The sequence below is a fragment of the Allosphingosinicella vermicomposti genome, from assembly GCF_003012815.1.
Classification (GTDB): domain Bacteria; phylum Pseudomonadota; class Alphaproteobacteria; order Sphingomonadales; family Sphingomonadaceae; genus Allosphingosinicella; species Allosphingosinicella vermicomposti.
The window spans coordinates 561,326-580,195 of the sequence record NZ_PXYJ01000002.1; the positions used below are offsets into that span (position 1 = coordinate 561,326).

Below are 18,870 nucleotides of genomic sequence, written 5' to 3' on the forward strand. Positions count from 1 at the left end.
CCTAAACGTCAAATTCAAATCCCGGTGAAGATCCGGGCAGCACGATCCCGAGGCTAGGCCCCGAATGTGAACGGCAATTGAATGAGGGCGCCCTGATCATCGACGGCCCTGAAATTCTCGCAGATATTCGTTGGTCGGCGACAGGATGATCGACGAACGCCCCATCGCTTCGCCCGATCCATTGTTGATGAAGGTCGCTTCGTAGGACTGCATCGCACGATAGAAATCGTAAAAGTCCGCGTCCTGATTGAATGCGTCAGCATAGGTCTTCGCCGCCGCCGCGTCCGCCTCGGCACGGATGATCTGAGCTTCCTTTGACCCCTGCGCCCGGATCGAGCGAGCCTCCTGCTGGCGCGCCGTTTGCATCCGCTGGAATGCGGACTGGAGCGGCGTGCCTTCGGGAAGGTCGGCGCGCTTGATCCGCACGTCGACAATCTCCGCGCCATATTGGCGGGCGACGCGGTTGAGCGAACGCTGGATATTGTCCATCACCTCGCCACGCTCCGGCGACAACAAAGCCGCGAACGGACGCCGGCCAAGCTCGTTTCGGAGCGCCGAACCCAGGATCGGGCGCAGCTGTTCGCTCACCCGCTCTTCCGTCCGCGCGGAAATATACATGCGCAGCGGATCGACGATGCGATAGCGGGCGAAAGCATCAACCTGCAGGCGAAGCTGATCGGTGGACAGCACCTGCTGGCGATCCATTTCCACCGACAGGATGCGCTTATCGATCCAATGCACCTCGTCCATGAACGGCCAGCGCGCGATGATGCCCGCCCCGCTTTGTCCGAACGTCTCGTTGGGCTTGTAGCGATTGATGATCCGCTTGGGCTCGCCAAAGCGGACGATCACGCCCTGCTGGGTTTCCGGAACGATCGCGACCGTGCTGCCAAGCAGGACAAGCGCAATGACCGCGATAATGGCAAGGGCCATCGGGTTGCGTGCAAAACGGGTCATTGCGCGGCTCCTTCGCGGGCGGCCTTGGGCTGCGCCTGGTTGAGCGGCAGATAGGGTGTTACGCCCGGCGCCTCGACGATGGTCTTGTCGACACGGGACAATACGCGCTCCATCGTTTCATAATACATGCGCCGCCGCGTCACTTCGGGAGCGAGGCGATATTGCGAATAGACTTCGTTGAATGCGGCCGCCTCACCCTGCGCCTTCGCGGTGAGCTGGAGCGCATAGGCCCGCGCGTCGTTGATATAGCTCTGCGCTTCCTGCTGTGCTGCCGACACGTCCTTGAACGCGTCGTTCACCGCCGTGGGCGGATCGGACTGTTTGATCGCGATGCCCTGAACACGGATGCCCGCGCCATAATCGTCGAGCAGCTGCTGCATGGTCAGCTGCACGCGCTGTTCGATCTCACCGCGGCCCGCGCCGATCGCGTCGTCGAGCGACACGCCCGCGACCACAGCCCGCATGGCACTTTCCGCAACTTCGGTGATCGTGCTTTCCGGATTGGCGATCTGGAACAAATAGGCCTGCGGATCGCGGATGTTCCAGCGCACCGAATAAGCCAGATCGATGATGTTCTGGTCGCCGGTCAGGATCAGGTTTTCGCGATTGGGATCGGTCGAGCCGATGTCGATCGTGCGGATCTGCTCAACGTCCACCTTCTGCACCCGGTCGATAGGCGCGGGCAGCGAGAAGCCGATGCCGGGCTGGAGGAGGCCGGCATAGCTGCCGAAACGCGTAATAACGCCGCGTTCTTGCGGCCCGATCCGGTGCATGGAGGTAAAGATCAGCCACAGAACAATGAAGATGGCGAGGCCGTAGAGCCAGTATGGCTTACCCTCCTGCTGCGGGAAGCGGCCGTTGAAACGGTCCCGGCTCTTCTTCAGGAAATCGTCGAGCGAGGTCACGTTGCCCGTACCCTCGGTCGAGGGCCGCGGCTTGCCAGGCCGTCCCCAAGGATTGCGCGGACCATCGCCGCCATCCCCGCCGCTTCCGCCACCGCCTCCCCAGGGGCCGCCCTTATTTTCGCTCATCATGGCGCTGAGGCGCGCGCCCCACCCGAAAATTCTGGTCATAGGGTCTTTATAGGAAGCCTTTCGCGGAAAAACAGTGGCATCCGGAACGATCCGGCCTATCGAGGTGCCATGACTATGAATGAAGCCGATTTTCAGGGCGCGATTGCCCGCCTTCCGTTCGCGGATCGTATCGAAAATGTACGGGTCAAAGATGGAATCGCCAGCCTGATCCTGAACGCGACCGGCCTGTCCATCGCTAAGCAGAAAGAGCTGGAGCAGGAGGCGGAACAGGCCCTTCGCGCCCTTCCGGGCGTCGCCGACGTCCGGATCGCGGTGACGGCAGAGAAGGCAAAGCGGACGATCATTGCGGTCGGCAGTGGCAAAGGCGGCGTCGGCAAATCCACATTGTCCGCCAATCTCGCCATCGCCCTGGCGCGCACGGGCAGCAAGGTGGGCCTTGTCGACGCAGACATTTACGGCCCTTCGCAACCCAAGCTCCTTGGCGCCAACCAACGTCCCGAAGCGGCGGACAAGACGATCATCCCGGTCGAAGCGCAGGGAGTGCGGATGCTCTCCATCGGCCAATTGGTCGAACCCGATGCCGCGCTCGCCTGGCGCGGCGCGATGGCCACCAAGGCGCTGACACAGTTGCTGGAGGGCGATTGGGGGGACACGGACATCCTCGTCATCGACCTGCCGCCTGGCACCGGCGACGTGCAGCTTTCGCTCATGCAGAATTGGAAACCGGCGGGTGCAGTGATTGTGTCGACGCCGCAGGATTTGGCCCTGATCGACGCAAAGCGAGCCATCGACCTGTTCAACAAGATGGGTGTGCCGGTCCTTGGCCTCGTCGAAAATATGGCGGGTTATGCCTGCCCCCATTGCGGCGAAATGTCCGACCCGTTCGGATCGGGCGGCGCGGAAGCGGCGGCAGGCGAGATGGGCATCCCCTTCCTTGGCCGGGTGCCGCTGACCCTCGCTATCCGGGAAGCGTCGGACGCCGGTCGCCCGCCCGCTGCGGGCGACGATGCTATCGCCGCGCCCTATCACGATATCGCGGCGCGGCTGATCAAGCGGATGAACAACCCGGCCGCCTGACCGTTCAGCGGACCAAGGAGAACATGCCATGCCGCTGACCCGCGACGAGGATATTGCAGAACTGCTCGCCAGCACCCGCACGATCGCAATTATCGGCGCGTCTGACCGGCCCGACCGGCCGAGCTATGGCGTGATGAAATATCTCCAGGATCGCGGCTATCGCGTGCTGCCGGTCAATCCGCAGATCACCGGCGAGCATGTTCACGGCGAATATGTCTGGCGCGAACTTTCGCAGATCGGCGAGCCGATCGACATGGTCGACATCTTCCGCCGGTCCGTCGCTGCTGGCGACGCGGTGGACGAAGCGATCGCGGCGGGCGCCAGGACGGTCTGGCTGCAGATCGGCGTCATCAACGAAGAGGCTGCGGCGCGCGCCGAGGCGGCGGGCCTCAAGGTTGTCATGGATCGCTGTCCGAAGATCGAGATCCCAAGGCTTGGTGTCCCGAAGCTAGGGTCATTTCACCCGGCCTGACCAACTCTTGTCATTGCGAGCAAAGCGAAGCAATCCAGCGGTGCTGAACCTGGCCGCCAAATGGATTGCTTCGTCGCGTCGCTCCTCGCAATGACGACGAGATCAAGCGCCAGCGACTGTCATCCCTTCGACCCGCAACGTGGGCACATTCGTCCCGCGCCGATATTCGAGGTCGCTCGCCGCGACGAGGGTGCGGTACATGTCGATGAGGTTGCTCGCGATCGTGATTTCCTGGACGGGCCGCGTGATCGCGCCATTCTCGATGACGAAACCCGATGCACCCCGGCTGTAATCGCCGGTCACGGGATTGACGCCTTGCCCGATCAATTCGGTAACGTAGAGGCCAAGCTTCACCTCAGCGATCAATTCGTCCGGCGAGACTTCACCCGGCAGCAGGGCGACATTGGTTGCCGAAGCGCCGGGACTTCCGCCAACCCCGCGGGAGGCGTGACCGGTCGGCTCGAGGTTCAGCTGGCGGGCCGTGGCGCTGTCCATCAGCCAGCCTGTGATCCGCCCGTCCCGCACGAGATCGCGCGGAGCGGTCGGCAGACCCTCGCCGTCAAAGGGCTTGGAGCGAAGGCCCCGCCGCCGGTGTGGATCGTCGACGATCCGGATCGCCTGCGGAAACAGCGCCTCGTCCTCGCGTCCGATCAGGAAGCTCGTTCCACGCGCGATGGCGGCGCCCTTGATGGCGTCGATCAGGCTTCCCACCAGTCCGCCGCCGACGCGCGGATCGAAGATGACCGGCATGACGCCGCTGTCGATCTTGCCCGAGCCAAGGCGGCGCACCGCTTTTTCGCCCGCCCGGCGGCCGATCAATTCATCGGAATCGAGATCGGCATAATGGCGGACACTGTGGCTTTCATAGTCGCGCTGCATGTCGCCGCCCGTGCCCGCGATAACGCTGGCCGACGCGCTATAGCCGCTGGTCGAATAGCCCCGGCAAAAGCCATGGCTGGTCGCAAGAGCGATGACGGATCGCCCGGCGCTCACGCCCGCGCCCTCGCTATTGGTGACACCCGCCACGGCCCGGGCCGCATCCTCGATTGCGAAGGCCCGTTCCTTCAATTCTACCGGCGAAGGATCGCGCCCATCATCGCCCTCGACATCGGGCCCCGGGCCGGTGAGCAAACGATCTTGCGGCGCAAGGCCGGCCCAGGGATCTTCCGGTGCCTCCCGCGCCATAGCCGCGGCGCGATCGACCAAGGCAGTCATCGCATCGTCGGACAGATCGGACGAGGAAATAGTCGCGGAACGGCGTCCGATAAAAAAGCGAAGGCCGATCGTTTCGCCTTCCGATCGCTCCACATCCTCAAGCGCGCCGAGACGGACCTGAACCCCTGTCGAGGCATCGCCCACATAGAGCACGTCGGCGGCATCGGCGCCCGCCTTCGTCGCGGCTTCAACCAATCGGGCGGCGCGCGCCTCGGCTTCCTTCACATTCAGCATGAGACGCGCTTACGACGAAGGCGCAGAAAGTGAAAGCTGCATGAGCCCCTCCCCTCGATGGGGAGGGGTTGGGGAGGGGTGATATCGGTGAAGAACTCCGCCCTACGCCGACCATCACCCCCACCCAACCCTCCCCCATCGAGGGTGAGGGCTAAGAGATGCCGACGACAAGGAACCCGAGGAAAAGAACGAAACCCGCAAAGCGGTTCGAGCGGAATTTTGCCAACGCATCGTCGTTGTCATTGATGCGGAGCGTTGCGACCTGCCAGCCGAGATGGAAAGCGGCGGGCGCCAGCGCCATCAGGCCCAGCACCTGCGGACGCACCGACCAGATTGCCGCACTCCATAGGGCAATGGCGGCGAGATAGAACAGCGCCACGCCGCTCCGCGCGCGGCTGCCAAGCGCCAGCGCGGAGGATTTGACGCCCACCAGCGCATCGTCTTCCCGGTCCTGAAGCGCATAGATGGTGTCGTAACCGATCACCCAGAATATGCTGCCCGCATAAAGGAGCAATCCCGGCGCCGAGAGCGTGTCCGTCACCGCCGCCCAGCCGACCAAAGCCGCCCAGGAAAAGACGAGCCCTAGCCAGGCCTGCGGCCACCAGGTGATCCGTTTCATGAATGGATAAGCGGCCACAAGCGCGAGGCTCACCAGCGCCACGATCTGAGCAATGAACCGAAGTTGCAGGAGCACGGCAAGCCCGACGAGGCTCAGCGCAACGAGCAGGAGCCATGCGCCCCTCAGGCTTGCCCGCTTGCTGGCCAGCGGCCGCAGGCGCGTCCGTTCGACCTTCGCATCGAGGTCGCGGTCGATAATGTCATTATAAACGCAGCCCGCGCTCCGCATCGCGAAGGCGCCAATCGCGAAGAGCAGGATGAGCATCGTGCCCTGCCGGCCCCAGCCCGCCAGCGCCACGGCCCAAGCCCCGGGCCAGAACAGCAGCCACACTCCGATCGGGCGGTCCAGCCGCATCAACGATGCATAAGGCCGCCAGCCATCGGGCAGCGCGCCGATCAGTCCGCGCCTTTCGCTATCGGGAACGATATCGCTCATGCCGCCCCGCATAATCGGAGCGGTAGAGGGGTGTCGAGCACACTCTTTAACCCCGTCCCGCTAGGGCTGAGCTTGTCGAAGCCCGTGGGCATCGTGCGTTTCACACGTCCTTCGACAGGCTCAGGACTAGCGGGGGGAGGGAAGCCGATTAGAAGAATAGTTTCCGGAAGCTGAGCCGCACCGTCCGCCCCAATGGATCAAGCAGATCGGGCTGGTAGCTGACCGGTGTCTCCCCATTGGCATCCTTCACCTTAAGCCGCGCGTCGAACACATTGTCGACGTCCAGGCTGAGCCGCGACCCGCGCAGGAAGCTCCATTTCCGCACCAGCGACCTTTGTTGGCCGAGGTCGGCGAAGAAGCGCAGGCCCACCTTGGTGAAATCGGCGAATCGAAGATCTCCGGCCGACGATATTGGCGAAGCCGGATCAGCCAGCACTTCCGTGCCGCTCTGCCAATTGACGTTGAGGCGCGCGCCAAGACCGTTCTTCGATATGCCGGCCCGCGCCTCGATCGCATGGCGCGCCTGCCCGCCGCGATTGCCGGTGGCCGAGCCGTCGAGCAGGTCGAGCACCGGAATGCCCTCGCCAATCTCGATCTCATCCTTGAGGCGCCAGGTATGATAGAGCGAGAGGTTGAAGCGCCCTTCGGCGCCGCCGCCTCGTCCAAAGCCGCGTCCGCCGCCAAAACCGCCGGGTCCGCGTGGCCGCTGGCCCGCTTGAGCGCCATCGCCGCCCTGCTGCCCGCTTGCCGCCTGACGCGCATCGCGACGGGCCTGGAATTCAGCGCGGCGCGCATCGGCCGCGGCCCTTTCCGATGCCGACGGTTCGAGCGCTTCCGAGAAGTTGATGCCCCAGCGTATCTCCTGCCGGTCGGCCCGCGCAAAATTGACCGGCCGGTTGTCGATGCGAAGCAGCCGCCCCTCAGCGTCCCGGGTGAAGCGATCGGGGAAGGCTGCTTCGATCTCCGGCGTGGCGGTCGGGAAGGAGGCGATCGGGTTGCGCGTGCGGCTGTCAATGAAATCGGCCGATACGGACAAATCTGTGTCCTTGATCGGCCGCACATTGAGGCCAAGCTTCCAGACCCGCCGGTTGTCGGACAGCAGATCGGGATTGCCGCCGTCGAGCCGCGAAATGTCGACCGTCTGGCCGGTCGTGAAATCGAACACGCGAACGTTGGGCGTCAGTGTCTCCGGATCGCCCAATTGCTGGATGGACGGCGCACCATCTTCATTGGTGTAGGATGCGATGAAGCGGACTTCGTCCACCGGCGACCAGTTGATGCCGCCCCCCCAGGCGGTAAGCAGGCCGAAATCGGAGAGTTGGTCGAAGGCGACGTTCACGTTCGCCGACAGGTTCCCGATCGCGTCGAGTACGCCCTCGCGGCGGCTGGCAATCGGAATGTCGATATTGCCCTGAACCTTGCCCTGCGCGCGATAAAGATCGCTGCCCGTCGTCTCGCCAAGCCGCGTCGAACGGCTCGACAGGTTGCGCGTTTCCGCGCCCGCCTTGAAGGTCGACGATACTTCGCCTGCCGGAAGCCGGAACAAAGGTCCGTTGGTGACGAACTCCAGGTCGGTCGTGTCGCTGTTGCTTTTCGCCCGGTCGCGGATCAACGGCCCGAAATCGGCGGAGGCGGCGTAAGGATTGAAGGCGGGGTCGCCTGCATCGAGCCGGGCCTGTGCGGCCTCCTCGTCATAGCCCCGCCCGGTCAGCGACTCGCTTTCGGAGTGATCGTAGCTGCCCGTCACTGACCAGTTCCACGGCGCTTCGCTGCCGTTCAATGAGAAGCCGACGCGGCCGCTCCAGCTATCCGATTCACGCGTCAGCGCATTATCGTCGAGATAGCGGTAAAGCAGCGCGTCTGCGGCAAAGGGCGAATAGGGGTTGCCAGCAGGCAGCGTCAGCGTGACGCCCGGGAGGCCGAGCAGACTGGTGCCGCCACTCTTCTGAACGCGCGCATTGAGCGTCGCGGATATGTCGCCGAGCGGGCGGCTGTACGTCGCGCCAAGTTGCAGGTTGTCACCCTTGGGCAGGAGCGTGCGGAAGGGCGACGTGTCGGTCGTGCTCTCGGCATTCGCGCCCGGCACGAAATCGGCAAGCGCAGGCGCACTGGCAGAGGTCGAGCCGGGCACAGCGGCGACCGTCACACTGCTGCCGGCGGCGGCGGACAGTGCCGGATCGATCTCGCCCAACTCCAGTAGTCCCGCGACATTGCCGCCCAGGCTGAAGGGCTGCGTCGACCGGTCCAACACATCGCGTTCGCTTTCCAGCAAGGCGGTTTGCCGCTCATATTCCGCATCAAGGCTGAGGCGCGCATCGCCGCCAAGGCGCAGGTAATTGGCGTCGACCTCATATTCCCCGCGCCCGCCAGCCGTCGGCACGCCCGCTTCCACTTCGCCCGTCACGGCGCGGAAGCGTTCGCGCAGCACGAAGTTCACCACCCGCTGGTCGGCGCGATAGCCATATTTCAGCGCCACTTCCTCAGGCAGGATTTCCACACGCTCCAATGCCTCGGGCGGGATATTGCGGATTTCCTGGAAGCCCGAGATGCGGCGGCCGTTGAGCAGGGTCACAGGCTGCCCGCCGCCGCGCCCGCGTCCGCTCTGCGTCTGGGGCGAAAGCTCTTCCAGCAATTCGGCGATATTGCCGGCGCCATAGGATCGGATATCGCGCGCATCGAGGGTCACTTCCGGGGGAATATCGCCAATCACCTGACCGCGCGGGGCGCGGCCCGTGACCACGATCGCCTCACCATCATCCTCTCCCTCGATCGCGGCTTCTGTCGCCGCACCCTCGACCTCTGCGGACGTTTGCTCGGCGGCGGGTTTCTGATCCTGGGCTAGTGCCGGGGCGGAGAGCGCGACCAGCGCGGTCATCGTTACGGATACGAACTTCATGGGGAGCCCCTGACAAATCGAGGATGTCCGGTCGATGAACAGCTGTCTCACCGCCAGATAAGCCGAATGTAACCGCAATGCGCTGACCGGGTTCCGCGATGGGGCCGATAGCGATAGAGAGGGATTATGGACGACCTTCCCCCGCCCATGCCGGCCGCGACCCTTATCCTTATGAAGGAAATCCCGGGACAGGCGCCACATGTCCTGTTCATGGAGCGCGCCGCGACCATGGCCTTTGCAGCCGGAGCGCTCGTCTTCCCCGGCGGGCGGGTGGACGAGGACGACCAACTGCTCGCCCACCGCCTCGCGCCTGAGCTGGACCATACCGCCGGCCGCATCGCCGCGATCCGCGAAACGATCGAGGAGACGGGGTTGGTCGCGGGGGTGAAGGGAGTTGAGGAGGCGTCCGCGATCCGGGCTGCGCTTCAGGGCGGAATGCTCTTTTCTCAAGCCATCGAACGTTTCGGCCTCTCCTTCGATCTGACCGCACTGACGCCGTTCGCGCGCTGGTGCCCCAATTTCAAGGAAACACGGCGCTTCGACACGCTCTTCTTCCTTGCCAAAGCGCCGGAGGCGAGCATTGCGACGGCGGACAGGAATGAGGCCGTCCGCACGTTCTGGGCCTCCGCACAGGCCGTCCTCGACGATGCCGATGCGGGGCGCGCGCACATCATCTTTCCAACGCGCCGCAATCTTGAACGACTGGCTCGCTTCGCCTCAATCGCGGAGGCGCGCGACGATGCCCTTCGCCACCCCGTCCAGAAGGTGACGCCGTGGATCGAGGAACGCGATGGTCGCCCGCACCTCTGCATCCCGGACGGCATTGGATATCCAGTCACGGCCGAACCGATGGAAACCGCGCGGCGCGGATAGCCCTCCACAACCGCTAGCCCTGAGCCTGTCGAAGGGCGTGGGCAACGCTCGATTCACACGGGCTTCGACAGGCTCGCCCTAGCGGTGTTGGGGGCATGCAACCGATGTAAATCTCGAACGTCCACCGCCCATGCGCCTCTTGTCGATCATCCGGGCCTCACTCATCCTGATCCTGTTCGCGGGCGGTGGCTTCCTCCTTTACGGCTATTTCCGCAGCCATCCGGAGGATCTCCCTTGGACGCCGCTTGATCTCTCGCAACCGGTTGGGACGTTCACGGGGCGCAAGCTTGCCGGTCTTAACGACTTTCAGACCTGCCGCGCTTTGCTGAACCGTGCAGGCGTACGCTTCACCGCCTTGCCGCCCCGCGCCGCCGGCTCGCAATGCGGCTATGACGATGCAGTGCGCCTGCTGCCTGAGCGCGCACTCGCTATCGGCTACCGGCCGGAAGGCCTTGCCACCTCGTGCCGCGTCGCCGCGACTATCGCCCTGTGGGAATGGCATGTCGTTCAGCCTGCCGCGCAGCGTCATTTCGGTCGGTCGGTGACGGCGATCGACCATTTGGGCAGCTATAATTGCCGGCGGATCGGCGGAGGCGGGGCATGGAGTGAGCATGCCACCGCCAATGCGGTCGACATCGCTGCCTTTCGCCTTGAGGGTGGCCGCTGCATCTCGATCCTTTCCGATTGGGATGGCGACCCGGCGGAACAAGCCTTCCTGCGCGATGTCCGCGATGGCGCCGGCGACCTGTTCGCCACCGTCCTCTCGCCCGATTACAATGCGGCGCACCGCGACCACCTGCATTTCGATCAGGCGGATCGTGGTCGCATGGGCTGGCGGGGATGCCGTTAGGATCGCGACCTCGTCATCGCGAGGAGCGGAGCGACGAAGCGATCCATCCTGCGGTCAAATCCCGAGCCTCTGGATTGCTTCGCTGCGCTCGCAATGACGAACCCAAAGAAAAGGGCCCGGAAGGTATTTACCTTCCAGGCCCTGTTTCGTCCCTTTTGGAACTCTGAACTTAGCTCAGGTGGTTCGACAGGTGCTTGTTCATTTCGAACATCGTCACCTTGTCCTTGCCGCCAAAGATCGGCTTCAGCTTCGCGTCGGCGATGATTTCGCGCTTGTTTTCCGGGTTCTGGAGGTTGTTCTTCTTGATGTATTCCCACATCTTGGAAACAACGCCAGCGCGCGTGATTTCACCCGAGCCGGTGATCGCCGCCAGATCGGCGGACGGCTTGACCGGACGCTGAAGCGCGTTGTTGCCCGAATTATTCCCTTTTGCCATGTAAGCCCTCCTAGTGAACTGCCCTTGATAGAGCGCAAACCCGTCTTCTTTGCAATAAGCTCTTTTTATCTTCCCGCCAAATTGGTGCGGAGAGGCATTCAGTAGATACCGAACGGCACCACCTTGTTACCCACGTCATGGCCGATATCCGCGCGGCCAAGATACGGAATTGTCGTCCTTTCGCACCAGAAACGAGCTGTCTCTTCTTCAGTTTCACCGAAGTCGGGATCGTTTTCCGGAACATCGCTCACTCGGCCCAGCCTGATGCCTGCCACACGGGCGATCCCCGGGTTGCCGGTGAGGTGGAACAGTGCGCGATCCGTGCGATAGAGATATTCGGATACCTCCTCCAGCATCAACACGTGGCCCGAAAGATCGGGCTCGAGCGCGGTGCCGAGGAGCTGGCTTAGCACTGTGATGTTGAAGGCGGCATAAGCGGTACCGGGCATGAGGCTCGGCTCCAGCGCCGCCGGATCGCCTCTTGCCAGCCAGTCGAGCGCGCGGTGGATCGCAGCCTCCCCGCCTTCGCGCTTCATGTCCCCCACCACCGGCCCGTGGGCGAGGCGTGGAAAGCCAGCCTTGTAGAGCCCGGCGAGCATGAAACCCGCGTCGCTATAGCCGAGATAGGCCTTGTCGCGCGCCGTAGGCCCGAGCGCCGCGACCACCGCTTCCACGATCCGGCAGGAGCCGTAGCCGCCGCGCGCGAACCACAGGGCGTCGAAAGCGGGATCGTTGGCGACCGCGACAAATGCCTCCGCCCGCTCCCGGTCCGCGCCCGCGAAATGATTGTGGGTGGAGAAGCATTGCGGGTGGAAGACGAGCTCCACGTCCGGATGGCTTGCCGCGGCCAATGCCGTGACGCGATCCGCCACGGCGCGGTCCAGCGGTGCGCTTGGCGCGACGATTCCGATCCTCATCCCCGTCTCCGCATTTGTAATGACGTGCCTGACCCAATAGGGCTGAGGCATGACTCGCGCCAAATCCTATTTCTTCTGCGGCATTGGCGGCAGCGGCATGCTGCCCCTTGCGATGATCGTCCACGCCCGGGGCCATCAGGTGGCGGGATCGGACCGATCGCTCGACCAGGGCCGGATCGGCGCCAAGTTCCGCTTCCTCGAAGACCAGGGCATCCCCCTCTTCCCGCAGGACGGCAGCGGCGTGACGAGCGCGGACCAGATCCTCGTTACTTCCGCCGCGATCGAGGAAAATGTGCCCGATGTCGTCGCAGCCCGCGAGGTTGGCGCCGCCCGCATCACCCGCCCGCAACTGCTCGCCCAACTCTTCAACGAGGCGGAGACCGGCATCGCGGTCGGCGGCACGAGCGGCAAGTCGACCGTCACCGGCATGATCGGCTGGATCCTCCACGCCGTGGGCCGCGACCCCACCGTGATGAACGGCGCGGTCATGAAGAATTTCGCGACGCCCGACGCCCCCTTCGCCAGCGCGCTTGCGGGGCAAGGCGGTGCCTTCGTCAGCGAAGTGGACGAAAGCGACGGATCGATCGCGCTTTACCGGCCCAATGTCGCGGTGCTGACCAACATCACGCTCGACCACAAATCGATGGAGGAATTGCGCAGCCTGTTCCTGGGCTTCCTCGCCGCTACAGGCACCGCCGTCCTCAACCGCGACGATCCGGAAACGACGGAGCTCGCCGCTGCGCTTCCTGACGAAAAGGTGCTGACCTACAGCCTCACCGAAGCAGGCGCGGACCTCTATGCGACGAACATTCGCGAGGCGCCGCTCGCCATCTCCTTTGACGTCACTCTCAACGAAACCCGCGAGACGGTGCATGTCGCATTGCAGGTGCCCGGACGGCATAACGCGTCGAACGCGCTTGCCGCCATGGCCGCGGTCTATGCGGCGGGGGAGACGCTGTCTGATATCGCTCATGCTTTGTCCGGTTTTCAGGGCCTCAAACGCCGCTTCGACATTGTCGGCACGAAGAACGAAGTCAGTGTGATCGACGATTTCGGGCACAATCCCGACAAGATCGCCGCGACGCTCGCCACCCTCCACGCCTTCCCGGGTCGCCTCCTCCTCCTCTTCCAGCCGCATGGTTATGGCCCCTTGAAAGTGATGGGCGACGCGCTGATCGAGACGTTCTCCACCGCGATGAAGCCAAGCGACCTGCTCGTCATGCCCGACCCCGTCTATTTCGGCGGCACCGTGGACCGGAGCGTCGGCAGCGCCGAGATCGTCGCAGGCATCAATGCCAGGGGCGGCAAGGCCGAACATGTGGCGGACCGCGCGGAGGCTGGACGGCGGCTTGCCGCGCTCGCCAAACCCGGCGACCGCATTGTCGTGATGGGCGCGCGGGACGACACGCTTCCCGCTTTTGCCGCCGACATACTCGCCAGCCTCTAGTCCATGACACCCTTGGACTCGGGCCAGCAGGCCCTGCTCGAATTGCTGGAAGCACTGAAGAGTGGCTGCTACCAGTTCGTCACGGTTACGCCGGAAAGCCACAAACGCGTTCTGGCCCGTGAGCCCGGCCGGACAGCGGAGACCGTGCGGGACGTCTTTGGCTGGAGCCTGCCCTTCCGTCCGGATGGTCTGGACGCTCGCCTGATCGCGCTGCTCCGGGCGGCAGAGGCTCTGGAGGCACTGGAAGGCGGCTTGTTCAAAAGCCGGGTCAGGGTGTCGAGCCTTGATGATCTGCTTTTCCTTCATTCCGCCTACCCCACCGAGGATGAAGATGCGGTGTTCTTCGGGCCGGACAGCTACCGCTTTGCCGCCTTCCTCGCCGATACCCTGGAGGAGGTTGGCTCCGGCACCCTCGTCGACATTGGCGCCGGGTCGGGGGTCGGCGGGGTCGTGGTCGCGCGGCATCGCGGGCAGATCACACCGATCCTGACCGATATCAACCGCCGGGCACTGCGGCTCGCGGCGGTCAATGCGCGCTTTGCCGGGGTGGAGCCGATCCTGTGCGAAGGGAGCGGCCTCGATGGCGTCAAGCGGCCGTTCGACATCGCGATCACCAACCCGCCCTTCATCATCGATCCCCACAATCGCGCCTATCGCGACGGCGGGGACATGCACGGCGCGCGGCTTTCGTTCGACTGGACACTCGCCGCGGCGCGGGCGGTGAACCCGGGCGGACATGTCCTGCTCTACACCGGCAGCGCGATCGTCGGAGGACGCGATGCCCTGCGTGAGGCGCTGGAAGAGGCGCTGCCCGCTTTTGGCTGCACGCTCCGCTACCGCGAGCTCGATCCCGACATATTCGGGGAGGAATTGAGCCTCCCCGAATATGCCGATGTCGAGCGGATTGCCGCCGTCGGCGCGGTGATCGCGAAGGCCGCTTAGCCTTCGCCGTTCAGGCGATGCTCCAGCGTGATTTCGGCGTTCAGGAGCTTCGAGATCGGGCAATTGGCCTTGGCACCCGCGGCGAGTTCCGCGAACTGATCGGGTGAGATGCCGTCCACCTTCGCTTCGAGGGTGAGGTCGGAACGGCTGACCTTGAAGCCATCCCCTTCCTTGTCGAGCGTCACCTTCGCGGTGGTTTCGAGCGTGCCATCCGCATAGCCCGCCTTGGCGAGCGCGAAGGACAAGGCCATGGTGAAACAGGAGGCATGGGCGGCCGCGATCAGTTCCTCGGGATTGGTGCCCTTCCCATCCTCAAACCGCGTGTTGAAGCCATATTGCTGCTCTTCCAAGACGCCGGACTGGGTGGAGACATGCCCCTTCCCTTCCTTGCCGAAACCTTCGTAGCGGGCCGATGCGGTGCGGGTAATCATGGCACTCTCCTGTCGCGTGAATGATCCGCCGGATATGGGCCTATGGGCCGCGATTTACAGCCTCACTATTTGCCCCATGCTTTCTCGCACGCATTGCGCGCAGCCTCAGGCACAGTGGCGCAATTCGGCTTGCCGACGCCAGGTGGCGGCGCGCCCAGGGACGGCGGAACGACAGGCCCTGGAGGAACAGCAGTTGCCCCGCTTTCGCATGAACGGCGGCTATATTCGTCCCAAAGAACGGTCATGGTCGCGATCGCGCGCTGATTGTCGGCAAAGGATGCCTGCCATTCCTTCCCCGTCGCCTGACCTTCCTTCAGTTGCGCAGCCTGCTTCCTTCCCTGAGCCGCGCCCGCCGCATAGGCCGCAGCGGTTCCGGCTGGACCCAATTGGCCGAGCACGGCGATGGTGCTGCCCGTGGCCGCGGAGCCTGCGACCATTTCGTCATATTGCGCCTTGGCCTTGTCGGTGGCGGCCAACTGGCCCTGATAGCCAGCCTGTCCCACGCGATTATAGGCTGCGATGGCTTCGCCCAATTGCCCGCAGGACATATCGCGCGCCTTTTCCGCGCTTATCTCCGAACTGGGAGGGGGCGGCGCCGGCGGTGCCTTCACGACCCGCGCCACGAGTGGTTGGGCCGTGACCGATGCCCCGACAAGAACGGTCGTGATCAAAGAAAACCGCATGGGAACCCCTTTCCAGCGCAATCGAAACAATATTCAGACAGGAAAATCGAAAAATCCGAGAAAAGCCCCTATCGTGCTGCGAAGGCAGCGCCTTTTGCGACAAGCGCGAACTGCTCCACGCCCAGACCGCCAAAATCATCGCAGGTTTGCGCGCCGATCGGTTGATGCGCGATGAACAAGAGCGCCGAGGCTGTTGGAGTCGCTTCGAGGGAAAGTTGATGAAATTGATGCTCTGGCAAAGATTTCGCGTCGTCATTTTCGGGGCGGAAGAGAAGGCCGAGTGACGCCGATATTCCGCCCAAGGACAGACAGCGAAAGGATCTGGCAGTGAAAGGAACCTGGTCGCAAAAGCAGCATCCGTCGATCCTGCCCTAAATCGACCCCTGTAGGAAAATGGTTTCAGAAGGCGTAATTTGCAGTCATGGATCGCTTCTTCACCCTCGCGGCGACACGCATTGCCGCATTCGCCGGACAACCCGCCGCCTTCGTCGCGGCGCTGACCCTCATCATCCTATGGCTTGTGAGCGGGCCCATTTTCGGTTGGTCGGATACGTGGCAGCTGGTGGTCAACACCGCGACGACGATCGTCACCTTCCTGATGGTGTTCCTCATCCAGAACAGTCAGAACCGGGATGCCGCCGCGATGCAGGCAAAGCTCGACGAGATCATTCGCGCCGTCCACAATGCACGCAATGAATTTATCGGGATCGAGCATATGACCGATCGGGAGATCGAGGCGATCCGGCTCGCGCTTGAAGCCCAAGTCAGCGACCATCCGCCCGGCCGCCGCCAATCCGATAGCGTGAGGCGTTTGCTGAGGCGACGCTAATCAGGCGGCCTTGACGCGCGCCTCTTCACACAGCGCACGTAGCTGGCGGTTGATTGAGAGTCCGGTCAGATGGGCTTCCACCTGATCGTGCCGTTCCCTTTTCAGGCGGGCGCGGATTTCGGCGACATTGGCGCATTCGCCGGACCGGGCGAGTTCGAAGGCACGTTCGAGGGTCGTTGGGGAGGAGGTCATGAAGCCTATATAGGAGCGAAAGTGACGAAAGGCTAATCCGTGGCCGAGGGCACATGCCGCCGCCTGATCTCCTGCGCTTGTGCCGATCCGGCATCCACGTTGCGGATCACGGTGTCGGCGCCATCCTTCTGAAACGAGAAGGCGCCGTGCAGGCCGCCATCGCCGAGGATGACGTAGAGCCGCCCCGGCTCAAGCGGCTGCGGCGCCTGTGCTGCGGCAAAGCCGGCGGGCGGCTGGCCATAGGTGGCGGGAAAGCGGAACGCGCAGCCCGGCCCTTCCCACGGCCCCGCCTGATCGATGCGCCAGGCCGGCCCGCCATCCTCAGCAAGAATGGCGAAGCTTTGCGGGCACGGCGCCTTCCGCCCATCCGGCGTGTCGCCGACGAACGTTACCCGGCCGTCCACCAGCACCGCCTTCACCGGGGCACTGGGCGAACAGGCGGAGAGAAGAAGGGCCAGGGAGGCGGTGGCGAGGTGGAAGAAGCTTCTCATGGTATCGGCTTTACCTCGTCCCATCGTCATGCTGAACTTGTTTCAGCATCCATCCTGCGGGCAACGAGGCCGTCATCGATATGGACCCTGAAACAAGTTCAGGGTGACGGCTGTGGTAGAGCAACAGCGGCCTGGCTTTCCACCCTCCAAACGCGCTGCTAGCCTCCTCGCGTGGAACGGCTGCCGATCGTCTATATCCTCGCGAGCGGGCGGCGCGGGACATTGTATATCGGCGTCACGTCCGACCTCATCCGCCGCATTCACGAACATCGCGCGGGCGAGCGATCGGGCTTTGTGAGCCGCTATAGCGCCTATCGGCTGGTCTATCATGAGACGCATCAAACGATGCCGGACGCCATCGCGCGGGAAAAGCAGCTGAAGAACTGGCACCGAGCGTGGAAGCTGAACCTGATTGAGGAAAAGAACCCGCATTGGGAAGATCTGGCGATCGGCCTCGGCTTCGCCCCACTGCCACCCGCACCCCACAGACCGTACGCATAAGGCGCCACCCCACAAACCGTCATGCTGAACTTGTGTCAGCATCCATCCGGCGGGCAACAAGACTGTCCCCGCCATGGACCTTGAAACAAGTTCAGGGTGACGTTTCGAGGCGGGCGATCAGTCCAATTCCGCCATGCATTTCGCATAGTCGTAGGCGTCTTCGTAATAGGTATCTACTTCCGTCAGATAGCGCTTCAGCTTTCGAAAATAGTCGTCGATCTCGCGGCGATAGCTGCTGACCTGCCATTCATCGCAGCCATTGTAGCAAATGGGCTTAGCTGGTCGCGTGATGAACATATTAGGCGCATTCGGGGCTATGCAAAAACCATAAGCCGCATTGGCCGTGTTACTGGAGACACTGACCGCCGCTGCCGCGACAACGATGGACATCTTCACGATATGGATGGCACCCTCCCTGAGATGAGGAAGCCTTCCATGACGGAGGACGGTTAGCAACCCCAGCCGTCATGCTGAACTTGTTTCAGCATCCATCCTGCGGGCAACGCGACTGTCGCCGACATGGACCCTGAAACAAGTTCAGGGTGACGGTGGGCGGCTGAGGCTGGATGCTATTTCCTCTACCCGTTCTCGTAGTTTCTCAACAGAAACCACCGAGGCCAACCGCCGAATCCCGTCTAGCGAAATGGATTTCTGGCGCGGAAGGCTGGGTTCCGCCGCGACATAGAATTCCCACTGGTGAGCATTTCTATGATCCGCCGAGGCGCTGGTTAGGGGATGCCAGGCGAACACAAATATCTCCGCATTACGGCTTCGCTCTTCAATCCACCTGTCCCCATTCTCCCATCGGCCAGTTTTCTCGGCAATGGAAAAGCGGGGCTTGGGAATGCCGCAGGAGCCTGTGTGCCAGCTCTGCCGCGCCGCCGACTGCTTGACCTGGATGCGAAAGCCGGAGCTTGAATGCCGCAGATCGCACGACGCCCAATCGCCCGCGCAGAGCAACCAGTCCGGCTCCCGCGCCATCGCCACGATCTCCTCGATGATCTCGCCGCGGATGCTGTTGCGAAGGATCGGCGCACCGAACAGGCGATCAGCAAGCCGTTTCGTGACAGCGTTAGGCGCGAAATTCACTGAGGCAGCCCCCTTCAACCGTCATGCTGAACTTGTTTCAGCATCCATCCTGCGGGCAAAACGACTGTCCCCGCCATAGACCCTGAAACAAGTTCAGGGTGACGTCTATAAACCGCCCGAAAACCTCGGCATGGCAGCGCCCTCACTCGGGAGAGCGCTGCCCTTGACCAACTAACCTTTCTTCGGAGGGGGTGGGGGCATCGAAGGCGCGGCCGACTTCTGTATGCTCGTGTAGCCGCGCGGAGATGGC

At 63.4% G+C, this 18,870-nt stretch carries 21 protein-coding genes; 8 read left to right on the forward strand and 13 right to left on the reverse strand.

Annotated elements, in window-relative coordinates; genetic code table 11:
- Positions 1 to 96: 96 nt before the first annotated feature.
- On the reverse strand, positions 97 to 957 hold the full coding sequence (hflC, locus tag C7I56_RS08540) for a protease modulator HflC (RefSeq protein WP_106640137.1): 861 nt from the start codon (positions 955 to 957) through the stop codon (positions 97 to 99).
- The gene (gene hflK, locus C7I56_RS08545; protein WP_106640138.1) at positions 954 to 2,030 is read right to left on the reverse strand and encodes an FtsH protease activity modulator HflK; all 1,077 of its coding nucleotides are present in this window, start codon (positions 2,028 to 2,030) and stop codon (positions 954 to 956) included. Before hflK ends, hflC begins: the two co-directional genes overlap by 4 nt.
- 75 nt (positions 2,031 to 2,105) lie before the next feature.
- On the opposite strand from hflK, the gene C7I56_RS08550 reads away from it, so the two are divergent.
- Both C7I56_RS08550 and C7I56_RS08555 read left to right on the forward strand, forming a co-directional pair.
- Entirely contained in the window at positions 2,106 to 3,068 is a 963-nt protein-coding gene (locus C7I56_RS08550; protein WP_106640139.1) for an Mrp/NBP35 family ATP-binding protein, read from the forward strand.
- Between the two features lie 28 nt (positions 3,069 to 3,096).
- On the forward strand, positions 3,097 to 3,540 hold the full coding sequence (locus C7I56_RS08555; protein ID WP_106640140.1) for a CoA-binding protein: 444 nt from the start codon (positions 3,097 to 3,099) through the stop codon (positions 3,538 to 3,540).
- A gap of 102 nt (positions 3,541 to 3,642) precedes the next feature.
- On the opposite strand, the gene C7I56_RS08560 is transcribed toward C7I56_RS08555, so the two are convergent.
- The 3 genes from C7I56_RS08560 to C7I56_RS08570 form a co-directional block, all read right to left on the reverse strand.
- Positions 3,643 to 4,989: a TldD/PmbA family protein gene (locus tag C7I56_RS08560; RefSeq protein ID WP_106640141.1), complete on the reverse strand. Its 1,347-nt coding sequence runs from the start codon at positions 4,987 to 4,989 to the stop codon at positions 3,643 to 3,645.
- Between the two features lie 151 nt (positions 4,990 to 5,140).
- Positions 5,141 to 6,043 carry a 4-hydroxybenzoate octaprenyltransferase gene (ubiA, locus tag C7I56_RS08565; protein WP_106640233.1) on the reverse strand — a complete coding sequence of 301 codons (903 nt, stop codon included), beginning with the start codon at positions 6,041 to 6,043 and terminating at the stop codon, positions 5,141 to 5,143.
- A 148-nt stretch (positions 6,044 to 6,191) separates the two neighbouring features.
- Positions 6,192 to 8,939, reverse strand: a complete 2,748-nt coding sequence (locus tag C7I56_RS08570; protein ID WP_106640142.1) for a TonB-dependent receptor plug domain-containing protein — start codon at positions 8,937 to 8,939, stop codon at positions 6,192 to 6,194.
- 126 nt (positions 8,940 to 9,065) lie between these two features.
- Between C7I56_RS08570 and C7I56_RS08575 the strand changes: the two genes are divergently transcribed.
- Together C7I56_RS08575 and C7I56_RS08580 are read left to right on the forward strand one after the other, a co-directional pair.
- The gene (locus C7I56_RS08575; RefSeq protein ID WP_106640143.1) at positions 9,066 to 9,812 is read left to right on the forward strand and encodes an NUDIX hydrolase; all 747 of its coding nucleotides are present in this window, start codon (positions 9,066 to 9,068) and stop codon (positions 9,810 to 9,812) included.
- A 130-nt stretch (positions 9,813 to 9,942) separates the two neighbouring features.
- A complete protein-coding gene (locus C7I56_RS08580; protein ID WP_106640144.1) occupies positions 9,943 to 10,662 on the forward strand; it encodes an extensin-like domain-containing protein in 720 nt (239 codons plus the stop codon).
- Between the two features lie 169 nt (positions 10,663 to 10,831).
- Here C7I56_RS08580 and C7I56_RS08585 read toward each other — a convergent pair whose 3' ends face one another.
- Both C7I56_RS08585 and C7I56_RS08590 read right to left on the reverse strand, forming a co-directional pair.
- On the reverse strand, positions 10,832 to 11,098 hold the full coding sequence (locus C7I56_RS08585; RefSeq protein WP_106640145.1) for an SWIB/MDM2 domain-containing protein: 267 nt from the start codon (positions 11,096 to 11,098) through the stop codon (positions 10,832 to 10,834).
- 98 nt (positions 11,099 to 11,196) lie between these two features.
- Entirely contained in the window at positions 11,197 to 12,015 is an 819-nt protein-coding gene (locus tag C7I56_RS08590) for an LD-carboxypeptidase (RefSeq protein WP_106640146.1), read from the reverse strand.
- 49 nt (positions 12,016 to 12,064) lie between these two features.
- Here C7I56_RS08590 and C7I56_RS08595 point away from each other — a divergent pair, with 49 nt between their 5' ends.
- Both C7I56_RS08595 and C7I56_RS08600 read left to right on the forward strand, forming a co-directional pair.
- Positions 12,065 to 13,462: a UDP-N-acetylmuramate--L-alanine ligase gene (locus C7I56_RS08595; protein ID WP_106640147.1), complete on the forward strand. Its 1,398-nt coding sequence runs from the start codon at positions 12,065 to 12,067 to the stop codon at positions 13,460 to 13,462.
- A 3-nt stretch (positions 13,463 to 13,465) separates the two neighbouring features.
- Positions 13,466 to 14,404: a methyltransferase gene (locus tag C7I56_RS08600; RefSeq protein ID WP_106640148.1), complete on the forward strand. Its 939-nt coding sequence runs from the start codon at positions 13,466 to 13,468 to the stop codon at positions 14,402 to 14,404.
- Here the strand turns inward: C7I56_RS08600 and C7I56_RS08605 are convergent.
- Together C7I56_RS08605 and C7I56_RS08610 are read right to left on the reverse strand one after the other, a co-directional pair.
- Complete coding sequence (locus C7I56_RS08605; RefSeq protein ID WP_106640149.1) at positions 14,401 to 14,835, reverse strand: OsmC family protein; 435 nt, start codon at positions 14,833 to 14,835, stop codon at positions 14,401 to 14,403. The genes C7I56_RS08600 and C7I56_RS08605 overlap by 4 nt on opposite strands.
- A 65-nt stretch (positions 14,836 to 14,900) precedes the next feature.
- Positions 14,901 to 15,518, reverse strand: a complete 618-nt coding sequence (locus C7I56_RS08610; RefSeq protein ID WP_106640150.1) for a hypothetical protein — start codon at positions 15,516 to 15,518, stop codon at positions 14,901 to 14,903.
- A 421-nt stretch (positions 15,519 to 15,939) separates the two neighbouring features.
- On the opposite strand from C7I56_RS08610, the gene C7I56_RS08620 reads away from it, so the two are divergent.
- Positions 15,940 to 16,347, forward strand: a complete 408-nt coding sequence (locus C7I56_RS08620) for a low affinity iron permease family protein (RefSeq protein ID WP_106640152.1) — start codon at positions 15,940 to 15,942, stop codon at positions 16,345 to 16,347.
- Here the strand turns inward: C7I56_RS08620 and C7I56_RS08625 are convergent, their stop codons facing one another.
- Both C7I56_RS08625 and C7I56_RS08630 read right to left on the reverse strand, forming a co-directional pair.
- Positions 16,348 to 16,539, reverse strand: coding sequence for a hypothetical protein (locus tag C7I56_RS08625; RefSeq protein WP_106640153.1), 192 nt, complete (start codon positions 16,537 to 16,539; stop codon positions 16,348 to 16,350).
- A gap of 32 nt (positions 16,540 to 16,571) precedes the next feature.
- Complete coding sequence (locus C7I56_RS08630; RefSeq protein WP_158703061.1) at positions 16,572 to 17,030, reverse strand: hypothetical protein; 459 nt, start codon at positions 17,028 to 17,030, stop codon at positions 16,572 to 16,574.
- Between the two features lie 171 nt (positions 17,031 to 17,201).
- Between C7I56_RS08630 and C7I56_RS08635 the strand changes: the two genes are divergently transcribed.
- Entirely contained in the window at positions 17,202 to 17,531 is a 330-nt protein-coding gene (locus C7I56_RS08635; RefSeq protein WP_106640155.1) for a GIY-YIG nuclease family protein, read from the forward strand.
- Between the two features lie 117 nt (positions 17,532 to 17,648).
- Here the strand turns inward: C7I56_RS08635 and C7I56_RS08640 are convergent, their stop codons facing one another.
- A complete protein-coding gene (locus C7I56_RS08640; protein WP_158703062.1) occupies positions 17,649 to 17,921 on the reverse strand; it encodes a hypothetical protein in 273 nt (90 codons plus the stop codon).
- A 147-nt stretch (positions 17,922 to 18,068) separates the two neighbouring features.
- Positions 18,069 to 18,620 carry a hypothetical protein gene (locus C7I56_RS08645; protein ID WP_106640157.1) on the reverse strand — a complete coding sequence of 184 codons (552 nt, stop codon included), beginning with the start codon at positions 18,618 to 18,620 and terminating at the stop codon, positions 18,069 to 18,071.
- Positions 18,621 to 18,870 lie beyond the last annotated feature (250 nt).

Coding starts and splice junctions, on each gene's coding strand:
- hflC (WP_106640137.1), bottom strand. CDS start 957: ATGACCCGTTTTGCACGCAACCCGATGGCCCTTGCCATTATCGCGGTC.
- hflK (WP_106640138.1), bottom strand. CDS start 2,030: ATGACCAGAATTTTCGGGTGGGGCGCGCGCCTCAGCGCCATGATGAGC.
- C7I56_RS08550 (WP_106640139.1), top strand. CDS start 2,106: ATGAATGAAGCCGATTTTCAGGGCGCGATTGCCCGCCTTCCGTTCGCG.
- C7I56_RS08555 (WP_106640140.1), top strand. CDS start 3,097: ATGCCGCTGACCCGCGACGAGGATATTGCAGAACTGCTCGCCAGCACC.
- C7I56_RS08560 (WP_106640141.1), bottom strand. CDS start 4,989: ATGCTGAATGTGAAGGAAGCCGAGGCGCGCGCCGCCCGATTGGTTGAA.
- ubiA (WP_106640233.1), bottom strand. CDS start 6,043: ATGAGCGATATCGTTCCCGATAGCGAAAGGCGCGGACTGATCGGCGCG.
- C7I56_RS08570 (WP_106640142.1), bottom strand. CDS start 8,939: ATGAAGTTCGTATCCGTAACGATGACCGCGCTGGTCGCGCTCTCCGCC.
- C7I56_RS08575 (WP_106640143.1), top strand. CDS start 9,066: ATGGACGACCTTCCCCCGCCCATGCCGGCCGCGACCCTTATCCTTATG.
- C7I56_RS08580 (WP_106640144.1), top strand. CDS start 9,943: ATGCGCCTCTTGTCGATCATCCGGGCCTCACTCATCCTGATCCTGTTC.
- C7I56_RS08585 (WP_106640145.1), bottom strand. CDS start 11,098: ATGGCAAAAGGGAATAATTCGGGCAACAACGCGCTTCAGCGTCCGGTC.
- C7I56_RS08590 (WP_106640146.1), bottom strand. CDS start 12,015: ATGAGGATCGGAATCGTCGCGCCAAGCGCACCGCTGGACCGCGCCGTG.
- C7I56_RS08595 (WP_106640147.1), top strand. CDS start 12,065: ATGACTCGCGCCAAATCCTATTTCTTCTGCGGCATTGGCGGCAGCGGC.
- C7I56_RS08600 (WP_106640148.1), top strand. CDS start 13,466: ATGACACCCTTGGACTCGGGCCAGCAGGCCCTGCTCGAATTGCTGGAA.
- C7I56_RS08605 (WP_106640149.1), bottom strand. CDS start 14,835: ATGATTACCCGCACCGCATCGGCCCGCTACGAAGGTTTCGGCAAGGAA.
- C7I56_RS08610 (WP_106640150.1), bottom strand. CDS start 15,518: ATGCGGTTTTCTTTGATCACGACCGTTCTTGTCGGGGCATCGGTCACG.
- C7I56_RS08620 (WP_106640152.1), top strand. CDS start 15,940: ATGGATCGCTTCTTCACCCTCGCGGCGACACGCATTGCCGCATTCGCC.
- C7I56_RS08625 (WP_106640153.1), bottom strand. CDS start 16,539: ATGACCTCCTCCCCAACGACCCTCGAACGTGCCTTCGAACTCGCCCGG.
- C7I56_RS08630 (WP_158703061.1), bottom strand. CDS start 17,030: ATGAGAAGCTTCTTCCACCTCGCCACCGCCTCCCTGGCCCTTCTTCTC.
- C7I56_RS08640 (WP_158703062.1), bottom strand. CDS start 17,921: ATGTCCATCGTTGTCGCGGCAGCGGCGGTCAGTGTCTCCAGTAACACG.